Consider the following 16,786-nt stretch of genomic DNA (forward strand, 5'->3'; position numbering starts at 1 on the left):
GCCGTCGAGACGACCGGGCCTCCGGGCCTTAGCGGAAGAGGCTCAGCAGCGTCTGGCTGGCCGAGTTGGCGATCGACAGCGCCTGCACGCCCAGCTGTTGCTTGGTTTGCAGGGCGGTCAGCTTGGCGCTTTCCTTGGCCAGGTCGGCGTCCACCAGATTGCCCACGCCGGCTTCAAGCGCGTCCTGAAGCTTGTTGACGAAGGTGATCTGGCGGCCCAGCGACTTGGACTGGGTGCCCAGAGTCGACAGAGCCGTCGTCGTCGCCGTGATTGCGGCATCGACGTTTGCGGTCGTGGCGTTGGCGGCGGTGACGCTGCCCGTATTCACGGCCGTGATCGCCGCATCGGCGCCCAGAGTGGTCAGGCTGTTGACGCCGTCGAAGGTGGCGCCCGTGATCGCCGAAGCGATTTCGGTTCCCAGGGCGTTGTATTCGGCCAGGTACGAAGTCTGCGCATTACCGGTGGATCCGGCGATGCTGACCGCAAGGCCTTTCATCTCTTCCAGAGCGGAAGTGATGGTGTCGCCGGCGGCCAGGGCCACGTCGGTGATCGACTGGGTGCGTTGCAGACCCGAGCGGACTGCGTCCTGGGACGCGGCGGTGGCGCGTTGTGCTGTGGCGATCGAGAAGATCGCCCCGCTGTCCTTGGCCGAAGAGACCTTCATGCCGGTGTTGATGCGGTTTTGCGTCCGCTCCAGCTCCGAGCTGGTCTTGTTCAGGTTCTGCAGCGCGATGGCTGCGCCGTAGTTCGTATTGATGCTCGCCATTTTGGCGTTCCTTCTTCACTTCGTGATGGCCGGCGCCGTTTTGGCGACGGGAGCGTTTTGCTCGGGGTTCAAGACCTATGGCCCGGCCGTCGAGACGACCGGGCCTCCGGGCCTTAGCGGAAGAGGCTCAGCAGCGTCTGGCTGGCCGAGTTGGCGATCGACAGCGCCTGCACGCCCAGCTGTTGCTTGGTTTGCAGGGCGGTCAGCTTGGCGCTTTCCTTGGCCAGGTCAGCGTCCACCAGGTTGCCCACGCCGGCTTCAATCGAATCCTGAAGCTTGTTGGTGAAGCTGATGCTGCGACCCAGCGACTTGGACTGGGTGCCCAGGGTCGATAGAGCGCCGGTGACAGCCGTGACGACCAGATCGACGTTGGCGGTCGTGAAGTCGGCGACAGCCGGCGTCGCCGCCGTAAACTTGGCCAGATCGGTATTGGCGCTGAGAGCGGCGGCCGTACCCAGAACCTTGGTGTCGGTCGCGCCCGTGCCGGTGCGGACCGTGGTGGTCGCGCCGGAGGCGGTGGTCAGCAGGTTGACGCCGTCGAAGCTCGCGCCGTCCAGAGCGGACTTGATTTCCACACCCAGAGCCTTGAACTCATCCTCGTAAGACGTCTTTGCCGCGCCGGTGGATCCGGCGATGCTGACCGCGAGGCCTTTCATCTCTTCCAGGGCGGAAGTGATGGTGTCGCCGGCGGCCAGGGCCACATCGACGATCGATTGACCGCGCTGCATGGAACTGCGGACCGCATCCTGAGCGGAGGCGTTGGCCCGCTGTCCGGTGGCGATCGAGAAGATCGCCCCGCTGTCCTTGGCCGAAGAGACCTTCATGCCGGTGTTGATGCGGTTTTGCGTCCGCTCCAGCTCCGAGCTGGTCTTGTTCAGGTTTTGCAGCGCGATGGCTGCGCCGTAGTTCGTATTGATGCTCGCCATTTTGGCGTTCCTTCTTCACTTCGTGATGGCCATCGCCGTTTTGGCGACGGGAGCGTTTTGCTCGGGGTTCAAGACCTATGGCCCGGCGGTCGAGACGACCGGGCCTCCGGGCCTTAGCGGAAGAGGCTCAGCAGCGTCTGACTGGCCGAGTTGGCGATCGACAGCGCCTGCACGCCCAGCTGTTGCTTGGTTTGCAGGGCGGTCAGCTTGGCGCTTTCCTTGGCCAGGTCAGCGTCAACCAGGTTGCCCACGCCGGCTTCAAGCGCGTCCTGATACTTGTTCACGAAGGTGATCTGGCGCCCCAGCGACTTGGACTGGGTGCCCAGCGTCGATAGAGCGCCGGTGACGGTGGAGATGGCGGTATCGATCTTGGCGGTTGTGGCGTCTGCGCGAGCCTTGCTACCGCCGCTGACGTCAGTCACGCCGGCGACGCCCAGAGGCGTCGTCAGGCTGTTGACGCCGTCGAACGAGGCGCCGGAGATCGCAGAGGTGATTTCCAGGCTCAGAGCGTTGTATTCCGCCAGATAAGAGGTCTCGGCGCTGGAACCGGCCGTCGAGGCCTGGATGCTGACCGCCAGACCCTTCATCTCTTCCAACGCGGTCGTGATCGTGTCGCCGGCGGCCAGCGCCACGTCGGTGATCGACTGGGAGCGTTGCAGACCCGAGCGGACCGCATCCTGGGACGCAGCAGTGGCGCGTTGAGCCGTGGCGATCGAGAAGATCGCGCCGCTGTCCTTGGCCGAAGAGACCTTCATGCCGGTGTTGATGCGGTTTTGCGTCCGCTCCAGCTCCGAGTTGGTCTTGTTCAGGTTTTGCAGCGCGATAGACGCGCCGTAGTTCGTATTGATGCTCGCCATTTTGGCGTTCCTTTCACTTCGTGAGATCCAACGCCATTTTGGCGAAGGGAGCTTTTTGCTCGGTGGGTAAGAAGCAATTGCCGGGCCAGAGGCGACGGCGAAATATCATCGTAACCTATTGAAAAGTCGCGTTTACTATTGATTTACCCTCCCTGGATGCCCGGCAATATTTGCCCACTACAGCCCGCACTTCGGCAAATTTTGCCGAGCTGAGCCTAAAGAGGTGGAGCGGCCGGCGGCCGACCGCGCCCCGAAAGAGACGCGCCTGAAGGCCGCCCTAGTTCCGGAAGAGGCTCAGCAGGGTCTGGCTGGCCGAGTTGGCGATCGACAGCGCCTGCACGCCCAGCTGTTGCTTGGTTTGCAGGGCGGTCAGCTTGGCGCTTTCCTTGGCCAGGTCAGCGTCAACCAGGTTGCCGATGCCGTTCTCGGTAGCGTCCTGCAGCTTGTTGACGAAGGTGACCTGACGGCCGACCGACTTGGACTGGGTGCCCAGCGTCGACAGGGCGCCGGTGATTTTGGTGATGGCCGCATCGACGACCGCCGTCGTCGCGGCTGCTGCGGTGATGGTCTGGCTGGTGATGGTGGTGATGTCGGTGTCCGCCGCCATGCCGCCGGCGACCGTGAAGCCGATGGCGGTGGTGCCGCCGCTGACGTCCTTGATCAGGTTCGTCGCGGTCGCGCCGGTCCACAGATTGACGCCGTCGAAGGTCGCGCCGGCCAGGGACGAGGTGATTTCAGCGCCCAGCGCGCGGAATTCGGTCAAGTAGGAGGTCTGGGCTGCGCCGGTGGAGGCGGCCAGGCTGACAGCCAAACCCTTCATCTCTTCCAAGGCGGCGGTCACGGTGTCGCCCGAGGCCAGGGCCACGTCGACGATGGATTGGCCGCGTTGCAGAGACGCCCGCACGGATTCCATGGCGCCCATGTTGGCGCGCTGGCCGGTCGCGATGGAGTAGATCGCGCCGCTGTCCTTGGCGGAGGAGACCTTCATGCCGGTGTTGACGCGATTTTGCGTCATTTCCAGCTGAGCGTTGGTCTTGTTCAGGTTCTGGAGCGCAATTGCTGCGCCGTAATTCGTATTGATGCTCGCCATTTTGGCCGCCCTCTTCACTTCTGTGCATGTACGACGCCGTTTTGGCGTCGGGAGCATTTTGCTCCGCCCTCCTAAGAGCAAAGGCGGGGCCAGGCTGGCACGGCGAGAAAACCGAGATGAACTTTTGATTTTGTTGAATTTTTCAAAGTCAGCCGCACGCTGACCCGGCATTTTCCGTCGCATGGCGGCAGAAGTTGCCGAGTCGTTTTTGCCGCTTTGCGGTCAGGGTCGCTCTTTCGCCGCCTCCGAGATCCGGGCGTCCTGCATGGCCCGCTCCGCCAGCAGGGTCTCGACCGCCAACCGCCTCGCCCCGTCGCAGGCCAGGATCTGGGCGCCGCGCTGCACATAGGCGGCGTCCAGGTCCGCGGCTGTGGGTTCAGCCGGCAAAACCGCCAGGGCGCACGGCCGCCTCGCCGCCTCCGGCAGGCTGAGCCGCACCGGCGCAACCGTCGAGGTCAGTAGCGAGCGCGCACAGCTCGCGGTCATGAGCGCGCAGACGGTCGGCGCGGCGGCTTTCCAGAGGGATTTCGGCGTCATCGGCGTTCCTGGCCTGTGCGACGGCGGTCGCGGTCGCGCGCGCCGCCGCCGTCTGCTGTTGTTGAAAATCATCGAGACGACGCAACTGTTCGTCCGCCCCCTCGCTCTCAAGACGACGCGCCGCCGTCTGGGCCCGGGCGTCACGTTCGCCGGACGCGGCCCGCGCCTCGGCCGCCGCCAACCGGCGCTGCTGCAGGCCCAGCGGGTCCCAGCGGAAACCGAGACCGCCCAGAAGCGCCGCCGCCAACCCCGCCACGACACCCGCGACGGCGAGCCAGCCGAGCGGCGTCAGCGCCTTCAGGATGGACACGGCCCTCATGGGAAGATCCTTCGATCCAGTTCGAAATGCGGGCCGTCGCGCAGGCTCTTCCAGTCGCCGCCCCAGACGATGGGGGTCTTCAACTCCAAAGCCGCCGCCTTGAAGGCCGAGGCGATGCGTCCATACAGCGGCCAGTCCCAACGGACCTGCCCTTCGACCAGGGCCGCCACATCGACGGCGTGGCCGCTCAGATGGCGAGACCTCAAGGTCCGGCTGGCTCCGGCCTGGACCAGAGCCGCCTGCCGTTCAGGCGATCGCAGCCCCTCCGTGATCATGAAATCAACAGGGCTGCGTGCGACCGCCGCCTCGACCACAGCCACCAGGGCTGGATGCACCCCCTTCAATCGCGCCCTTGAGCGAACGGACAACAGGCCGCTCATGGCCGGCCTCCCGTCAACCGCACCCGCGCATTGGCGATGAGCGCCACCAATTGCTCGGCCGTGGGCGCAACCAGATACAGAACCAGGATCAGGGCCAGCAGCCCCATCAGCCCATCGGTCATCTTGGGCAGCATCTCGGCCGGCATCCGCGCCACCGTCCGCATCAACAGCAGCCACAGGCCGACGCTGACGGCGAAGGCGTACAGCCTGCGCCACAGCCAGCGTCCCTCGGCCAGGGTTCCGTTCTGGGGCCGGATCGGATCCGGCGTCGTCGATCTCGTCATTCCTCGTCCTCCTTGTCGAAGATTTCGGTCGCGCACCGGCCGTCGAAGCCGGTCTGGGCGCGCCAGGCCCTGTCATTCAATCTGTCGGGGGCGTCCCAGACTTCGGGCTCCAGCACCTCCACAGGCTCGGGTCGGTTCAGCCGCCGGCTCATCCGACGGCCGTGAGTCGAACCACGCCTCCCCCGCCTGCGCCGCCCGCGCCCGACAGGGTCAGGCCCGCCCCCCCGCCGCCGCCGCCCGCACCGAACAGGGCGCCCGCGCCACCCGCTGTTCCCGCACCGACGGCGGAAGCGCCGCCCCCGCCGCCCCCGCCGCCGACCCAGGCCAGGTTTGGCGCCGACGACGCCTGCCCCGCCGCACCGGCCGCGCCGCCCGGCGCCTGACGGACCGCCCAGCCGCCTGCGCCGCCCGGGCCGCCAGACCGCGCTGTATTGGCTGTGCTCAACCCGCCGCCGCCGCCTCCCCCGCCAGGACCGTCGGGACAGGCGGTCTCGCCGCCGACGAAGGCCGTCGCCGTGATCGAACCGCCGCCACCGGCGTTTCCCGCCCGCAGGCCCTGACCGCCGGCGCCCCCCGCGCCTGCCGAAGCCGTTGCGCCGAGGCCGCCCGCCCCGCCTCCGGCCCGCAGCAACAGGGTTCCGCCCAGGCTCACCGCGCTCTGACCTCCCGCCCCGCCCAAGGCGCCCGCGCCTGAGCCGGCCGTCCCCGCCGCACCGCCCGCTCCGACCCCGACAACCAGGGTTTCGTTCAAGTCGGCGGCCGCCCAACAGGCCTCGCTCAGTCCGCCCGCGCCGCCGCCGCCGCCGCCGAAGCGCGCGGTTCCCGACGACCCCGCCATGCCCGATCCGCCGCCGCCGCCCCCGCCGACGCAGACCGCCTCGATCCACCGCGCCCAGGACGGCGGCTCATAGGCGCCGTCGGTGGTGAAGACCGTCGTCTCCCGTCGCGTCGCGCCCTTGTCGAATGCGATCCGCCCTGTTGCGCGATCCACCCCGAAGGCCCGGAGCCAGGTCGATCCGTCGGGACTCACCTTCAGGCTCAGGTTCTCGTCGCCTGCCAGGCCCAGTTCCGCCCGGCCGCCGTAGCCGCTCTGGAACAGCAGCGACAGGACATCCCCCGCCGCCTCCTTGTTCAGGGTCAGACGCAGGTCTCCGTCGCCGCCCTCGGCCACGCCGCGGGCGGTGAACAGGGCGGTGTTGGTCTTGACCGCCAGCGGATTGGCGGCGTCCGCCGTCGTGCCGAGGCCCAACCGCGAAAGCCCCTGCACTTCGCCCAGCCACTGTCCCAACGGGCTCCAGCCCTCTTCACTCCGCACCACCAGGACGGCCGTATCCAGCACCAGGGCGATCATCCCCACCGGCGCGGCCACGACGCTCCAGCCGCCGCTCTCGAACCGCATCAGGGCGCCGGCGGGCCGGCCGCTCCACGCCGTCCCTGCGGCGCCGTGCGGCAGGATGTAGAGATCGCCGTCGAAGGGGGCGTCCGGCTGGGTCGTCAGGGTCCGGCTGACCACCGCCGTCTGCAACAGGGCGTCCAGCCGCGTCAGGGCCGCGTTCAGGGTCACATGCTTCTGCATCTGACCGGCTGCGAGATAAGGCAGGGCTAGCCGCGCGGTGAAATCGTCGCTCATCAGGATCTCCGTTGTTGTCGGAGATCAGTCTGCAGGCGCCGCCAGATCAGGCGTGTTGAACGGCGAATTTGTCATTCAACCCACGGTATGAGTTGAAGAAAATCGCCGAAATTAGGTGATCAGGGCGCGGCTTGCGCCCGTAATTCAGTCGTGCAGATAGACGATGCGGCGCAGCTTCTTGTCGTTTCGAACCGTCTCCAGGTGGCGCTCGTGGTCGCCGCTGGCCCGGGCGTTGGCTTCGGAATCCTCGACCCAGTGGCTGGTCTCGATATCCTTCTGCAGCGCCTTGGCCGCCAACAACTGACCGGGGAAGAAGGTGTCGACCACGTCGCCGGCGATCGGCACCGTGCCCGTCGCCGTATCCACCGCCATATAGGCCGCCATCCGCGCCAGGGTCGCCGGCGACGCCTTGGCCCGCACCGCCTGCATCACCAGCCAGGCCCCGGTTCCGACCGTATAGACCGTACCCACCACCGGGACCCAGGTCAGCAGTCCGTCCATGCCGATGCCGAACGGTCCTATGCCGATCACCCGGTCGGACAGCTTCTTGATCCCCTCGACATTGGACCAGATCTTCTCGATATCCGTGATGGACCGTCTGGCCATGTCGCGCCTCTCCAAGCGTCGCCCTAACGCGGTATAGCCCACACCGTTCACCAAGAAAGGCAATAAGCCATGTCCCTGCTGAAGCCGGCGAGCAATGCGGCGGCCAGCCTCGTTCTGATCGGGCTGTCGGGCTTCGGCGTGGCTGGTCTCAGCGGGATCGGCCATCGATGGGTGGACATCCTGGCCCAGTTCACCGCCCCCGTGCTGCTGGCTGCGACGGTGCTGACCCTGGCCTGCCTGGTCCTGCGTCTGTGGCCGGCCTTCGTCGTAGGCGTGCTGGCCGGCCTTGTCCTGCTGGCCGCTGTCTGGCCCCAGTGGATGACGCCCCTTGGCCGTCCTCAACCCGACCAGCCGATAATCCGCCTGTACTCAGCCAATCTCTGGGTGGACAACACCGACGTCGCCGCGATCCGACGATCCATCGTCGACGCCGACGCCGACATCGTCGTTCTGGTCGAGGTCGGAGATGCGCCGTCGGACCGGCTCGACGAGGTTCTGGCCGGCTATCCCAATCGGGCGGTCATGGGCCGCATCGAAGACCCCAGCGGCCGGGCCCTGTCGATCGTCGCCTCGCGCTATCCGATCCAGGGCAAGCTGCCGTCGTTTCGCGACGATCTGGCGGCGATAGGCGCCGTCGTCGAAACGCCGATTGGGGCCGTCAATGTCTTCGGCGTCCACCTGACCCGCCCGTGGCCGTATCAGTATCAATGGGGCCAGATAAACCAGGTCATGGCCCTGACCGCACGACGGGAAAAGGCGGCGCCTCATCCGACCATCGTCGCCGGCGATTTCAACAGCGTGTCCAGCGCCCGGATCGGCCGTCAGATCCAGTCCGACATGAACCTGTCGCCCGCGCCCGGCTTCCCCGGCACCTGGCCTAGCCGCCTGCCCGCCTTCGCCGGCATCACCATCGATCAGGTCTATCGTTCGCCGGACTTGGCCCTGATCAGCCGCCGCATCGGCGAACCGACCGGGTCGGACCACTATCCCGTCGTCACCGAATTCACGCGGGCGAAGCCATAGCGGCCCTCAGCCGCCCCTCATGCCCGTCCGAGGGAAAATCATCGGCGATCCAGCCCGCCTCGAAGGCTTTCAGAACACGGCCCGTCTCCGGGCCCGGCTTCAGGCCCAGCCGCGCCAGGTCCCGCCCACCCACCGGCATTTTCGGCGGCGTCCACCCGGCCGCCAGCCGTCGCAAGGCCCCGCCGTCTCCGCCCGCCGCCTCGGCCCGTGTCAGCCGATCCTCGAAGGCGTCGCGGCCCAGCCGATAGATCGCCGCCCGCGCCTCGGCCTCGGTCATGTCCGTCGCCACGACCGGCCCCTCCGCAACAGCCGCCGCCAGCCGGTCCCGCGTCCCGTTCGACAGCCGCAGGCTCCCCGCGATCCTCACGACTGCGCCCTCATCCGCCGGCAACAGGGCCGACAGACGCAGCACCGGATCGCCCGTCAGTCCGCACATCGCCTCGAACAGGTTCAACGGCTGCGCCTCGGGCAAGACCTGACCCAGAACGCCCGTCTCGGCCATCGCCCGCACCGTGGATCGCGGATCGCGCGCCGCCAGCAGTTTCATTAATTCCTTGGACACCCGTTCGGCCGACAGTTGCGCCATCCCGGCCTTCAGCGCCGCGCAGGCCGCGAGCCCGGTCGCATCGGGCTGGCCCCGCCCGTACCAGGCCTGGAACCGGAAGAAGCGCAGGATGCGCAGATAATCCTCGCGGATCCGCGTCTCGGCCTCGCCGACAAAGACGATCCGCCCCTTGGCCGCATCCGCCAGGCCCCCGCCGGTCGGGTCGAACACCGTGCCGGCCGCATCGGCGTACAGGGCGTTCAGGCGGAAGTCCCGCCGCGCCGCGTCCTCGGCCCAGTCCTCGGTGAAGGCCACCACCGCGCGCCGCCCGTCGGTCTCCACGTCCCGGCGCAGGGTGGTGATCTCATAGGGTTTACGCTCGGACACCCCCGTGACCGTGCCATGCTCCAGCCCCGTGGGCACGGCCTTCAGTCCCGCGGCCTGCAAGGCCGTCATCGTCTCTTCGGGCCTCAATCGGGTGGCGATGTCGATGTCGTCCACCGGCTGGCCCAGCAGACTGTTCCGGACGCAGCCGCCGACGAACCGGGCGCAGTCGGGGCCGCCGGCCGCCTGCAAGGCCGCCATGACCGCCCGTGTGGCCTTGGCCTCAAGCCAGGGCTGCCCCCGCATGGACACGGTCATGCCGCATCTTCCTCGGCGGCGACCTCGGGCGCCGGCTCGTCGCCGTACAGCCGGACATGCAGCGCCTTCAGAATCCCGGCCGTCACGCCCCAGATATAGCGTTCGCCCCACGGCATGGCCCAGAACCAGCGCCGCAGTCCCTCGTCCATGTCATAGAAGTCTTGGCGGTGGTTGGCCGCATCCATCAGGAAGTCCCACGGCGTCTCAAACACCTCGGCCACTTCGGCCGGCGCCGGCGTCGTGACCGGCGCCTCGTGCAGCCAGCCGATCACGGGCGTGACCAGAAACCCGGTGCCGGTCTCATAGGCGTCGGACAGGCCCAGCACCTCGACCTTCGCCGGGTTCAGGGCCACCTCCTCGTCCGCCTCGCGCAGCGCCGCTTGCACAGCGGTCTCGCCAGGATCCAACCGACCGCCCGGAAAGGCGATCTGCCCTGTATGCCGCACCAGGGTGTCGGCCCGCCGCGTCAGCAGCACCGTCGCGCCCTCGGGCCGCGCCACCACCGGGATCAGCACCGCCGCCGGCCGCAACTCCCGCATCGGCCGCGCCGCCTTGGGGTTCAGGTCGAAGTCGGACCGCGCCGCCAGCCCTTCCGGACGCCAGGCTTCGACCGGGTCCAGCCGCTGGACCAGCCGGTTCCTCAAGGTCGCCAGGGTCACGCCACAGCCCCCAGGGAAAACGCCCGCCCGCCGGACCGCACAACCAGCCGCCCATCGACTTCCTCGGCCATCTCGACCAGTTCATAGAAGACCGAGCGCGCAATTCGCGCCCACAGGTCGCGCCGCACATGCACGCGCGGCGCCGGCTCGCCCGTCTCCGGATCGGTCTCCACCACAATCGCGTCGGCCTCGCCCGCCCGCACCTCGTCGCCGACGTCGGTGGTGAAGATCAGGTCGTCGCCCTCGCGCCCGACCGCCACGGCCCGGAACGGCAGATCCTCGACCGCGATCTTCAACTTCTCGACCGGCGTCACCAGATGATAGCCGTCCGGGTCCTTGCGCAAGACGGTCGAGAACAGCCGCACCAGCGCCTCGCGGCCGATGGGCGATCCCTCGTGCATCCAGACGCCGTCGCGTCGAATGACGATGTCGATCTCGCCGCAGTGTTCGGGGTTCCACAGGTGGACCGGCGGCAGGCCCCGCCCGGGCGCCTGTTTCGCCGCCTCGACGATCGCTTTCAGTCCCGGCTTCTGGTCATCCATGTGCGTCATATCGGACCATGACTTAGGCCCCGCCAAGGCCAGGCGAAAGATCAGCCGATGCGAACAGGCCCGGAGACGGTCTCGACGCCTGTCGCCAGCCACAGCACTCGACGACGATCCACCGGCCCCGGCATCTCGGCTTCGGGCGCGCCGACGAAGCCGAAACGTTCGAAATAGGCCCGGTCGCCGACCAGCAGCACCCCGCCGACCGCCAGGGTCCGCGCTTGGTCCAAACAGGCCTGCACTAGTTCGGCGCCCAGGCCGTCGCTGCGACTGGCGGCGTCCACGGCGATGGGTCCCAGGAACAGACCCGGCGTCTGACCGATCAGGACCGGCCACAGCCGTACCGAACCGACGATGCGGCCGTCCCGGCGCGCGACGAATCCGGCCGCTGGGCGCGAACCCTCGCGCAGTCGCTCCGCCGTCTTGGCGAAACGACCCGGCCCGAAGGCGGCCAGAACCAGGGCCTCCACGCCGTCGGCGTCGGCCGGGATCTCGGCGTCGATACGGCCGGCGACAGCGGCCGTCTGGGCAAGGGCGTGCGACATGGGCGCTCCAGAAAGAGGCGCGCGCACCTAGAACCAAAGCTGCGCCAAATCAAGGCGCAGTCTTGTGACGCTGGCGTCAGCCCAGCTTGGAAAAGTCCGGCGCCCGCTTCTGGGTGAAGGCCATGAAGGCCTCCATGGCTTCAGGACTCTTCATCTGCGAACCGAAGGCCTCGCCCTCGCGTTGCATCAGCGCCCACAGACCCTCGGCGTCGCGCATCAGCCGCTTGGTCTTGCGCAGGGAGTTGGGCGCGCGGGCCGCGACGCGGGCCGCAAGGTCCGCCGCCGTCGCCTCGACCTGATCGGCCGGAACCGCCCGGTTCGCCAGGCCCCAGGCCACGGCCGTCTTGCCGTCCAGCGGCTCGCCCAGGGCGAACATCTCGAACGCCCGTTGATGGCCGATCACGGCCGGCAGCAGCAGGCTGGACGCCGCCTCGGGCGCCAGGGCCAGGTTGACGAAGGGCACGGACAGCAGGGAGTCCTCGGCCACCACCACCAGGTCGCAGTGCAGCAGCATGGTCAGGCCGATGCCGACCGCCCGCCCCTTCACCGCCGCCACCAGCGGCTTGTCGAGATCGGCCAGCGCCTTCAGGAAGCGGAACACCGACATGTCGAACGGCTTTTCGGTCTGCGACCCTATGGCGATGAAATCGCCGATGTCGTTGCCGGCCGAGAAGCTGTCGCCCTCGGCGCGCAGCAGCAGCACCCGCACCGTATCGTCGGTCCGCGCCTGTTCGACGGCTTCGGACAGGGCCGAATACATGGCCTGGGTGATGGCGTTCTTCTTGTCGGCCCGGTCCAGCGTCAGGGTCAGGACGCCGTCGGCCAGTTGGGTGCGGATATGTTCGCTCACGTCGTTTCCTCGTCCCATTTGACGGCTGTCCACCAGTCGACGCCGTTCTCGTCGCGCGTCCGCTCGGCGCGGCCGCGCTTTTCCAGATAGTTCAGGTGCGCCTGGGCCTCGCCCGTGGCCATGCCCAGCACCCCGTCTCCGACCGCCCGACCGAACACGGCCGGGAAGCCGTCGATCACCCTAGACGGTTGACGCAACGTCCGCTCAAGCCGTTTCAGCGCGACCTCATGCCCGCGTTTCAGCGCGTCCAGCCTGGCGTGAACGCCGTGGAAGGGTTCGCCGTGCGCCGGCAGAACGAATGCGCCCTCGGGCAACAGGTCCCGCAGCTTCTCCAGGGAGTCCATCCAGTCGCCCAAAGGATCGGCTTCAGGCTCGGTCGGCCAGACCGAGATATTGGATGAAATCCGGGGCAGGATCTGGTCTCCGGCGATGAAGACATCATCCGAGCGCCGCCACAGGCAGACATGTTCGGGACTGTGGCCGGATCCGACCACCACGGTCCAGTCGTCCCCGTCGATCTGGATCACATCCTCATCCGACAGCCGCAGATAGCTGCGCGGCATCGGCGACACCCCCTTGGCGAAACCGCCGTAGTCCGCGCGCCAGCGATCGATCTGAGCCTCGCTCCAGCCCGCAGCGCGATAATAGCGTTCACCGTCTTCGGGCGCGTCGCCGCCCTCGGCCATCAACATCCGGGCGGTGACATATTCCAGCCGCGACATCAGCAGGGGCGCGCCACTGCGCGCGCACAGCCAACCCGCCAGGCCGATGTGGTCGGGGTGCATATGAGTGCAGATCAGCCGGTGGATCGAGCGCGCTTCCAAAGGTCCGGCCAGCGCCGCCTCCCACGCCGCCACGGCGTCCGGCGTCCGCAGTCCCGTATCAACGACCGTCCAGCCGTCGCCGTCCCGCAGGACATAGACGTTCACATGGTTCAGCTGAAACGGCAGGGCGAACCGCAACCAGAACACCCCGCGCGCGACCTCGACCGCCACGCCGGGCGCGGGCGCATCGGGCATGGGATAGGTCAGGCCTCGCGCCTCCATCCCCTGGTTCAGGGCCGCTGCATCGTCCGCCAAGTGCGTCTCCAATAAAAACGATCAAACCTTAGTCAGGTCTTGCCCACGCCGTCCACAGCCGCCTTGACCCCGCCCGATTAGACCGCCACGAAGCCTTCAGCCGTTCCCAACCGAAGGTGTTCCATGAAAGCCCGCATCGCCGCCGCCCTCGCGGCGCTCCTGTTCAGCGCCATATCGGTCGCTCCCGCCTTCGCGCAACAGCAGCGCGGCCCCGAAAACCAGCCCGCCACTGTTGAAGGCGGCTCGCGCGCCTCGGCCTCTCGTCAACGTCGCGAACGCCGCCCCGCCGCCCCGACGGCCGAGCAGATCCAGGCTGCCGCCCAGGAGCAGGCCACCCTGGCCAACACCGGATGCCAGGTCAGCGAATCCAAGCTTCTCGGCCAGACGACCGCCAACACCACAGTTTATGAAGTCGCCTGCGCCGCCGGCCCGGGCTTCATCATCGAAGCCAAGACCCCGCCCGAGGCGGCCAGCTGCATCCTGCTGGCCCATTCGGCCGAAACCCTGCGTGCGCGTGACCCGGCCGCCGACCCTGGTCCCCAGTGCACAATCGCCGCCAACACCGACACGCAGAAATTCCTGCGCGAATACGCCGTCCAGGCAGGCGTCGCCTGCACGGTCGACGAGGTCAAGGTGCTGGGCAAGGCCAACGACGGCGGCGTCATGTACGAAGCCGGCTGCTCCGACGGCGCGGGCTTCTGGCTCAAGCAATTGAACAATACCTGGACCAAGACCCCCTGCATCCAGGTGCTGGCTGAAAATGGAACCTGCGCCTTCACCACCTCGGCCGAGAACGCCGCCCTTGTGAAATCCTATTTCGCGGGTTCGGACGCCGCCTCCTGCGACGTGACCGAAGCCCGTCTGATGGGCCGCAACGCCAACGGCGTCTTCTATGAAGCCAAATGCGCGGCCGGCGACGGCCTCATCGCCCGCCTGAACACCGAGAACGTCGTGCAGCAGGTCTATCCCTGCGCCACCGCCCAGCAGATCGGCGGCGGATGCAAGCTGACGACGGCTCCGGCCGCCGCCCCGGCGCCCGCTGGCGGCCGCCCTTAAGCGACCACTGCAGACCAAACGAAGGGCCGCCGGAGCGATCCGGCGGCCCTTTTGTTTTGCGCGGCCTCTTTTCCGAAACCGAGACGCAGCCTAGCGTCGCCGTCATGCGCATCGCCACCTGGAACGTGAACTCGGTCAACGCCCGCCTGCCCACCGTGCTGGCCTGGCTGGAGCAGGCCGCCCCCGACGTCGCCTGTTTCCAGGAAATCAAATGCGTGGACGAGAAATTCCCGCGCGAGGCCTTCGAGAGCCTGGGCTATAATGTCGAGACCCACGGCCAGAAGAGCTACAACGGCGTGGCCCTGCTGTCGAAATACCCGCTGTCGGACATCCGGCGCGGCCTGCCCGGCGATGAGACCGATGAACAGGCCCGCTATCTGGAAGCCGTGATCGAGGCGCCCCGGCCGCTCCGGGTGGCGTCCATCTATCTGCCCAACGGCAATCCGATCGGGACCGAGAAGTTCGACTACAAGCTGGCCTGGTTCGAGCGATTAAACCGTCACGCCCGCGACCTGCTGGCCTTCGAGGAGCCGCTGGCCCTGTGCGGCGACTATAACGTCATCCCCGAGGCTGAGGACGCCAAGAACCCCGCCGCCTGGACCGACGACGCCCTGTTCCAGCCCCAGAGCCGACAGGCCTTCCGCGCCCTGAAGAACCTGGGCCTGGCCGACTCCCACGAGGTCGGCGGGGAGCCGGCCGGGACCTACAGCTTCTGGGACTATCAGGCCGGCGCCTGGCAGAGGAACCACGGCATCCGCATCGACTTCGCCCTGCTGTCGCCCCAGGCCGCGGACCGGCTGCGGGGGGTCGAGACCCATCGCGACGCGCGCGACATGGACAAGCCCAGCGATCATGTGCCGGTGGTGGTCGATATCGACCTGTCGGCCGGGACGGAGGCCTGAGCCATGGCGGAGGTCGTGCGGGTGATCCTGCTGATCGCCTTGGCGGCGGCCCTGCTGACGACCCTGGCCCTGGCCCTGTCCTGGTGGATGGAGCCGCCGCGCCGCATCCGCCGCGCCTTGCTGAAGGCCCTGGGCGCTCCGCCCGAGGTCGAGGCCGTTTCGCCCCGCGAGGGCCGGGCCTGCGCCCTGAACTTCGACATCGAACAGGTTGTCGTGCTTTGGGCCAACGGCGCCCACGGCCTGGCCTACGCCTTCGAGGAGGTCGAGGGCGGCGAAATCATCGTCGACGGCCATGTGGTGGCCCGCATCCGCCGCGGCGAGGCGCGCAAGTCGCTGGACGTGCTGGCGCCTGACGCCGAACAGGTGGTGCTGCGGCTGATGTTCGCAGACGCCCGCCATCCGGAGTTCGAACTGGCCCTGTGGGACGCCGCCTTGGCGGGCGAGACCGGCTCGCCCGGCGAGGCGCTGCGGCTGGGCCGGCGGTGGCTGTCGCACCTGGAAGCCCTGTTGAAGAGCTGACCGCCCCCTTCCGATTGGGCGGCGAGAGGTCTAGAACCCCCGCTCATTCCTATCGACACGCCTTTTTACGGGAGGCCGCCTTGGCCCGCCTATTCGACGCCTATGTCGTCGCCGACTGGACCGCCGCCGAAACCAAGAAACTCGGCGACACCTCGCTGTGGATCGGGGTGGCGAAGCGCGACGTGCGGTTCCGCCTCTATACCGAGACGCACAATGTCGCCACGCGGGCCGAGGGCGAGGCCCTGCTGGCCTCGATCCTGGCGGATCACAGGAAGCGCGGCGACCGGGTTCTGGTCGGTCTGGACTTCAACTTCGGCTATCCGGCCGGCACGGCCGCGCGGCTGAAGCTGGACGGAACCCCTTGGAATTCCATGTGGAAGTTCATCGCGTCCAATGTCGTGGACAAGGCTGACAATACGAACAACCGCTATCAAGTGGCGGCCAAGATGAATCGGCTGATGACGGACGAGGCCTGGCCGCTGTGGGGCGCGCCGGCGAAACAGGCGCAGCGCTGGCTGACCACGACCAAGCCGCCGGTCGGCGCGGGCGCCGACATTCCCGAGTTCCGGGCGACCGAGAATGCGGCGCGCAAAGGCAAGCTGCAGCCCAAGAGCGTGTGGCAGATGCACGGCGCCGGCGCCGTGGGCGGTCAGACCCTGGTGGGCATCCCGGCTGTGCGTAGGCTGTTGGAAAGCCTGGGGTCTTCGGGCGCCGTCTGGCCGTTCGGCACGGGCTGGCGCGCCCTGACGCCCGAGGATGTCGAGCCCCTGTCGGCCCTGGTGGTCGAGGTCTGGCCGTCCATGTTCGACGGCAAGCCCAATGAGGGCGAGTTCAAGGATCAGGCCCAGGTCCGGTCCACCGCCGAGGCCCTCGCGCAGATGGACGAGGCCGGCGATCTGGCCAAGGCCTTCGGCCCGCCCAAGGACGCCACGCCCGAACTGATCGCCCAGGTCGAGCAGGAAGAAGGCTGGATTCTGGGGGTCTGAACCTGGAGAAAACCTCGACAAATTCTGGAGAATTTGTCGAG

22 protein-coding genes are annotated in these 16,786 nt (G+C 67.9%); 5 read left to right on the top strand and 17 right to left on the bottom strand.

Annotated elements, in window-relative coordinates; genetic code table 11:
- Positions 1-28: 28 nt before the first annotated feature.
- The 11 genes from GYM46_RS02790 to GYM46_RS02840 form a co-directional block, all read right to left on the bottom strand.
- A complete protein-coding gene (locus GYM46_RS02790) occupies positions 29-766 on the bottom strand; it encodes a flagellin (protein ID WP_008263969.1) in 738 nt (245 codons plus the stop codon).
- A gap of 113 nt (positions 767-879) precedes the next feature.
- Positions 880-1,692, bottom strand: a complete 813-nt coding sequence (locus tag GYM46_RS02795) for a flagellin (RefSeq protein WP_008260582.1) — start codon at positions 1,690-1,692, stop codon at positions 880-882.
- Between the two features lie 113 nt (positions 1,693-1,805).
- A complete protein-coding gene (locus GYM46_RS02800; RefSeq protein ID WP_008264382.1) occupies positions 1,806-2,549 on the bottom strand; it encodes a flagellin in 744 nt (247 codons plus the stop codon).
- Between the two features lie 277 nt (positions 2,550-2,826).
- Positions 2,827-3,639 (bottom strand): flagellin, encoded by an 813-nt coding sequence (locus tag GYM46_RS02805; protein ID WP_008262853.1) that lies wholly within the window; start codon positions 3,637-3,639, stop codon positions 2,827-2,829.
- A gap of 222 nt (positions 3,640-3,861) precedes the next feature.
- On the bottom strand, positions 3,862-4,026 hold the full coding sequence (locus tag GYM46_RS02810; RefSeq protein ID WP_008259209.1) for a hypothetical protein: 165 nt from the start codon (positions 4,024-4,026) through the stop codon (positions 3,862-3,864).
- Positions 4,016-4,495 carry a hypothetical protein gene (locus GYM46_RS02815; RefSeq protein ID WP_040349307.1) on the bottom strand — a complete coding sequence of 160 codons (480 nt, stop codon included), beginning with the start codon at positions 4,493-4,495 and terminating at the stop codon, positions 4,016-4,018. Before GYM46_RS02815 ends, GYM46_RS02810 begins: the two co-directional genes overlap by 11 nt.
- On the bottom strand, positions 4,492-4,875 hold the full coding sequence (locus GYM46_RS02820) for a M15 family metallopeptidase (RefSeq protein WP_008258918.1): 384 nt from the start codon (positions 4,873-4,875) through the stop codon (positions 4,492-4,494). Before GYM46_RS02820 ends, GYM46_RS02815 begins: the two co-directional genes overlap by 4 nt.
- Positions 4,872-5,159, bottom strand: a complete 288-nt coding sequence (locus GYM46_RS02825) for a hypothetical protein (RefSeq protein ID WP_008258731.1) — start codon at positions 5,157-5,159, stop codon at positions 4,872-4,874. Before GYM46_RS02825 ends, GYM46_RS02820 begins: the two co-directional genes overlap by 4 nt.
- Positions 5,156-5,311 carry a hypothetical protein gene (locus tag GYM46_RS02830; RefSeq protein ID WP_164952585.1) on the bottom strand — a complete coding sequence of 52 codons (156 nt, stop codon included), beginning with the start codon at positions 5,309-5,311 and terminating at the stop codon, positions 5,156-5,158. Before GYM46_RS02830 ends, GYM46_RS02825 begins: the two co-directional genes overlap by 4 nt.
- Positions 5,308-6,789, bottom strand: coding sequence for a DUF2793 domain-containing protein (locus GYM46_RS16930; RefSeq protein ID WP_164952586.1), 1,482 nt, complete (start codon positions 6,787-6,789; stop codon positions 5,308-5,310). The genes GYM46_RS02830 and GYM46_RS16930 overlap by 4 nt, the downstream gene beginning before the upstream one ends.
- A 144-nt stretch (positions 6,790-6,933) precedes the next feature.
- Positions 6,934-7,395: a DUF4112 domain-containing protein gene (locus tag GYM46_RS02840; protein WP_008260778.1), complete on the bottom strand. Its 462-nt coding sequence runs from the start codon at positions 7,393-7,395 to the stop codon at positions 6,934-6,936.
- Positions 7,396-7,464: 69 nt separating this feature from the next.
- Here GYM46_RS02840 and GYM46_RS02845 point away from each other — a divergent pair, with 69 nt between their 5' ends.
- A complete protein-coding gene (locus GYM46_RS02845) occupies positions 7,465-8,418 on the top strand; it encodes an endonuclease/exonuclease/phosphatase family protein (RefSeq protein ID WP_008260265.1) in 954 nt (317 codons plus the stop codon).
- Here the strand turns inward: GYM46_RS02845 and GYM46_RS02850 are convergent.
- The 6 genes from GYM46_RS02850 to GYM46_RS02875 all read right to left on the bottom strand — a co-directional run bounded on the left by GYM46_RS02850 (position 8,399) and on the right by GYM46_RS02875 (position 13,282).
- Positions 8,399-9,604 (bottom strand): CCA tRNA nucleotidyltransferase, encoded by a 1,206-nt coding sequence (locus GYM46_RS02850; RefSeq protein WP_008263788.1) that lies wholly within the window; start codon positions 9,602-9,604, stop codon positions 8,399-8,401. The genes GYM46_RS02845 and GYM46_RS02850 overlap by 20 nt on opposite strands.
- The gene (locus tag GYM46_RS02855; RefSeq protein ID WP_008261829.1) at positions 9,601-10,263 is read right to left on the bottom strand and encodes a CoA pyrophosphatase; all 663 of its coding nucleotides are present in this window, start codon (positions 10,261-10,263) and stop codon (positions 9,601-9,603) included. The genes GYM46_RS02850 and GYM46_RS02855 overlap by 4 nt, the downstream gene beginning before the upstream one ends.
- Positions 10,260-10,805 carry a DUF1285 domain-containing protein gene (locus GYM46_RS02860; protein ID WP_008261102.1) on the bottom strand — a complete coding sequence of 182 codons (546 nt, stop codon included), beginning with the start codon at positions 10,803-10,805 and terminating at the stop codon, positions 10,260-10,262. Before GYM46_RS02860 ends, GYM46_RS02855 begins: the two co-directional genes overlap by 4 nt.
- Before the next feature lie 50 nt (positions 10,806-10,855).
- A complete protein-coding gene (locus tag GYM46_RS02865; protein ID WP_008263041.1) occupies positions 10,856-11,353 on the bottom strand; it encodes a GNAT family N-acetyltransferase in 498 nt (165 codons plus the stop codon).
- 76 nt (positions 11,354-11,429) lie between these two features.
- On the bottom strand, positions 11,430-12,203 hold the full coding sequence (locus tag GYM46_RS02870; RefSeq protein WP_008259614.1) for an enoyl-CoA hydratase: 774 nt from the start codon (positions 12,201-12,203) through the stop codon (positions 11,430-11,432).
- The gene (locus GYM46_RS02875; protein WP_008263335.1) at positions 12,200-13,282 is read right to left on the bottom strand and encodes an MBL fold metallo-hydrolase; all 1,083 of its coding nucleotides are present in this window, start codon (positions 13,280-13,282) and stop codon (positions 12,200-12,202) included. Before GYM46_RS02875 ends, GYM46_RS02870 begins: the two co-directional genes overlap by 4 nt.
- A gap of 123 nt (positions 13,283-13,405) precedes the next feature.
- Here GYM46_RS02875 and GYM46_RS02880 point away from each other — a divergent pair, with 123 nt between their 5' ends.
- The 4 genes from GYM46_RS02880 (at position 13,406) to GYM46_RS02895 (ending at position 16,745) form a co-directional block, all read left to right on the top strand.
- A complete protein-coding gene (locus GYM46_RS02880; RefSeq protein WP_008264355.1) occupies positions 13,406-14,338 on the top strand; it encodes a hypothetical protein in 933 nt (310 codons plus the stop codon).
- Positions 14,339-14,442: 104 nt separating this feature from the next.
- Positions 14,443-15,240 carry an exodeoxyribonuclease III gene (gene xth / locus GYM46_RS02885; RefSeq protein WP_008262908.1) on the top strand — a complete coding sequence of 266 codons (798 nt, stop codon included), beginning with the start codon at positions 14,443-14,445 and terminating at the stop codon, positions 15,238-15,240.
- A 3-nt stretch (positions 15,241-15,243) separates the two neighbouring features.
- Positions 15,244-15,759: a hypothetical protein gene (locus GYM46_RS02890; RefSeq protein ID WP_008260878.1), complete on the top strand. Its 516-nt coding sequence runs from the start codon at positions 15,244-15,246 to the stop codon at positions 15,757-15,759.
- A gap of 80 nt (positions 15,760-15,839) precedes the next feature.
- Positions 15,840-16,745: a hypothetical protein gene (locus GYM46_RS02895; protein WP_008262599.1), complete on the top strand. Its 906-nt coding sequence runs from the start codon at positions 15,840-15,842 to the stop codon at positions 16,743-16,745.
- Positions 16,746-16,786: the final 41 nt, after the last annotated feature.

It is taken from the genome of Brevundimonas mediterranea (genome assembly GCF_011064825.1).
Classification (GTDB): Bacteria; Pseudomonadota; Alphaproteobacteria; order Caulobacterales; family Caulobacteraceae; genus Brevundimonas; species Brevundimonas mediterranea_A.

Excerpts from the sequence above, each read along its gene's own strand:
- GYM46_RS02815 (WP_040349307.1), bottom strand. The coding sequence starts at position 4,495 with ATGAGGGCCGTGTCCATCCTGAAGGCGCTGACGCCGCTCGGCTGGCTC.
- GYM46_RS02890 (WP_008260878.1), top strand. The coding sequence starts at position 15,244 with ATGGCGGAGGTCGTGCGGGTGATCCTGCTGATCGCCTTGGCGGCGGCC.
- GYM46_RS02845 (WP_008260265.1), top strand. The coding sequence starts at position 7,465 with ATGTCCCTGCTGAAGCCGGCGAGCAATGCGGCGGCCAGCCTCGTTCTG.
- GYM46_RS16930 (WP_164952586.1), bottom strand. The coding sequence starts at position 6,789 with ATGAGCGACGATTTCACCGCGCGGCTAGCCCTGCCTTATCTCGCAGCC.
- GYM46_RS02865 (WP_008263041.1), bottom strand. The coding sequence starts at position 11,353 with ATGTCGCACGCCCTTGCCCAGACGGCCGCTGTCGCCGGCCGTATCGAC.
- GYM46_RS02805 (WP_008262853.1), bottom strand. The coding sequence starts at position 3,639 with ATGGCGAGCATCAATACGAATTACGGCGCAGCAATTGCGCTCCAGAAC.
- GYM46_RS02840 (WP_008260778.1), bottom strand. The coding sequence starts at position 7,395 with ATGGCCAGACGGTCCATCACGGATATCGAGAAGATCTGGTCCAATGTC.
- GYM46_RS02850 (WP_008263788.1), bottom strand. The coding sequence starts at position 9,604 with ATGACCGTGTCCATGCGGGGGCAGCCCTGGCTTGAGGCCAAGGCCACA.
- GYM46_RS02860 (WP_008261102.1), bottom strand. The coding sequence starts at position 10,805 with ATGGATGACCAGAAGCCGGGACTGAAAGCGATCGTCGAGGCGGCGAAA.
- GYM46_RS02820 (WP_008258918.1), bottom strand. The coding sequence starts at position 4,875 with ATGAGCGGCCTGTTGTCCGTTCGCTCAAGGGCGCGATTGAAGGGGGTG.
- GYM46_RS02800 (WP_008264382.1), bottom strand. The coding sequence starts at position 2,549 with ATGGCGAGCATCAATACGAACTACGGCGCGTCTATCGCGCTGCAAAAC.
- GYM46_RS02880 (WP_008264355.1), top strand. The coding sequence starts at position 13,406 with ATGAAAGCCCGCATCGCCGCCGCCCTCGCGGCGCTCCTGTTCAGCGCC.
- GYM46_RS02830 (WP_164952585.1), bottom strand. The coding sequence starts at position 5,311 with ATGAGCCGGCGGCTGAACCGACCCGAGCCTGTGGAGGTGCTGGAGCCC.
- GYM46_RS02790 (WP_008263969.1), bottom strand. The coding sequence starts at position 766 with ATGGCGAGCATCAATACGAACTACGGCGCAGCCATCGCGCTGCAGAAC.
- GYM46_RS02795 (WP_008260582.1), bottom strand. The coding sequence starts at position 1,692 with ATGGCGAGCATCAATACGAACTACGGCGCAGCCATCGCGCTGCAAAAC.
- xth (WP_008262908.1), top strand. The coding sequence starts at position 14,443 with ATGCGCATCGCCACCTGGAACGTGAACTCGGTCAACGCCCGCCTGCCC.
- GYM46_RS02825 (WP_008258731.1), bottom strand. The coding sequence starts at position 5,159 with ATGACGAGATCGACGACGCCGGATCCGATCCGGCCCCAGAACGGAACC.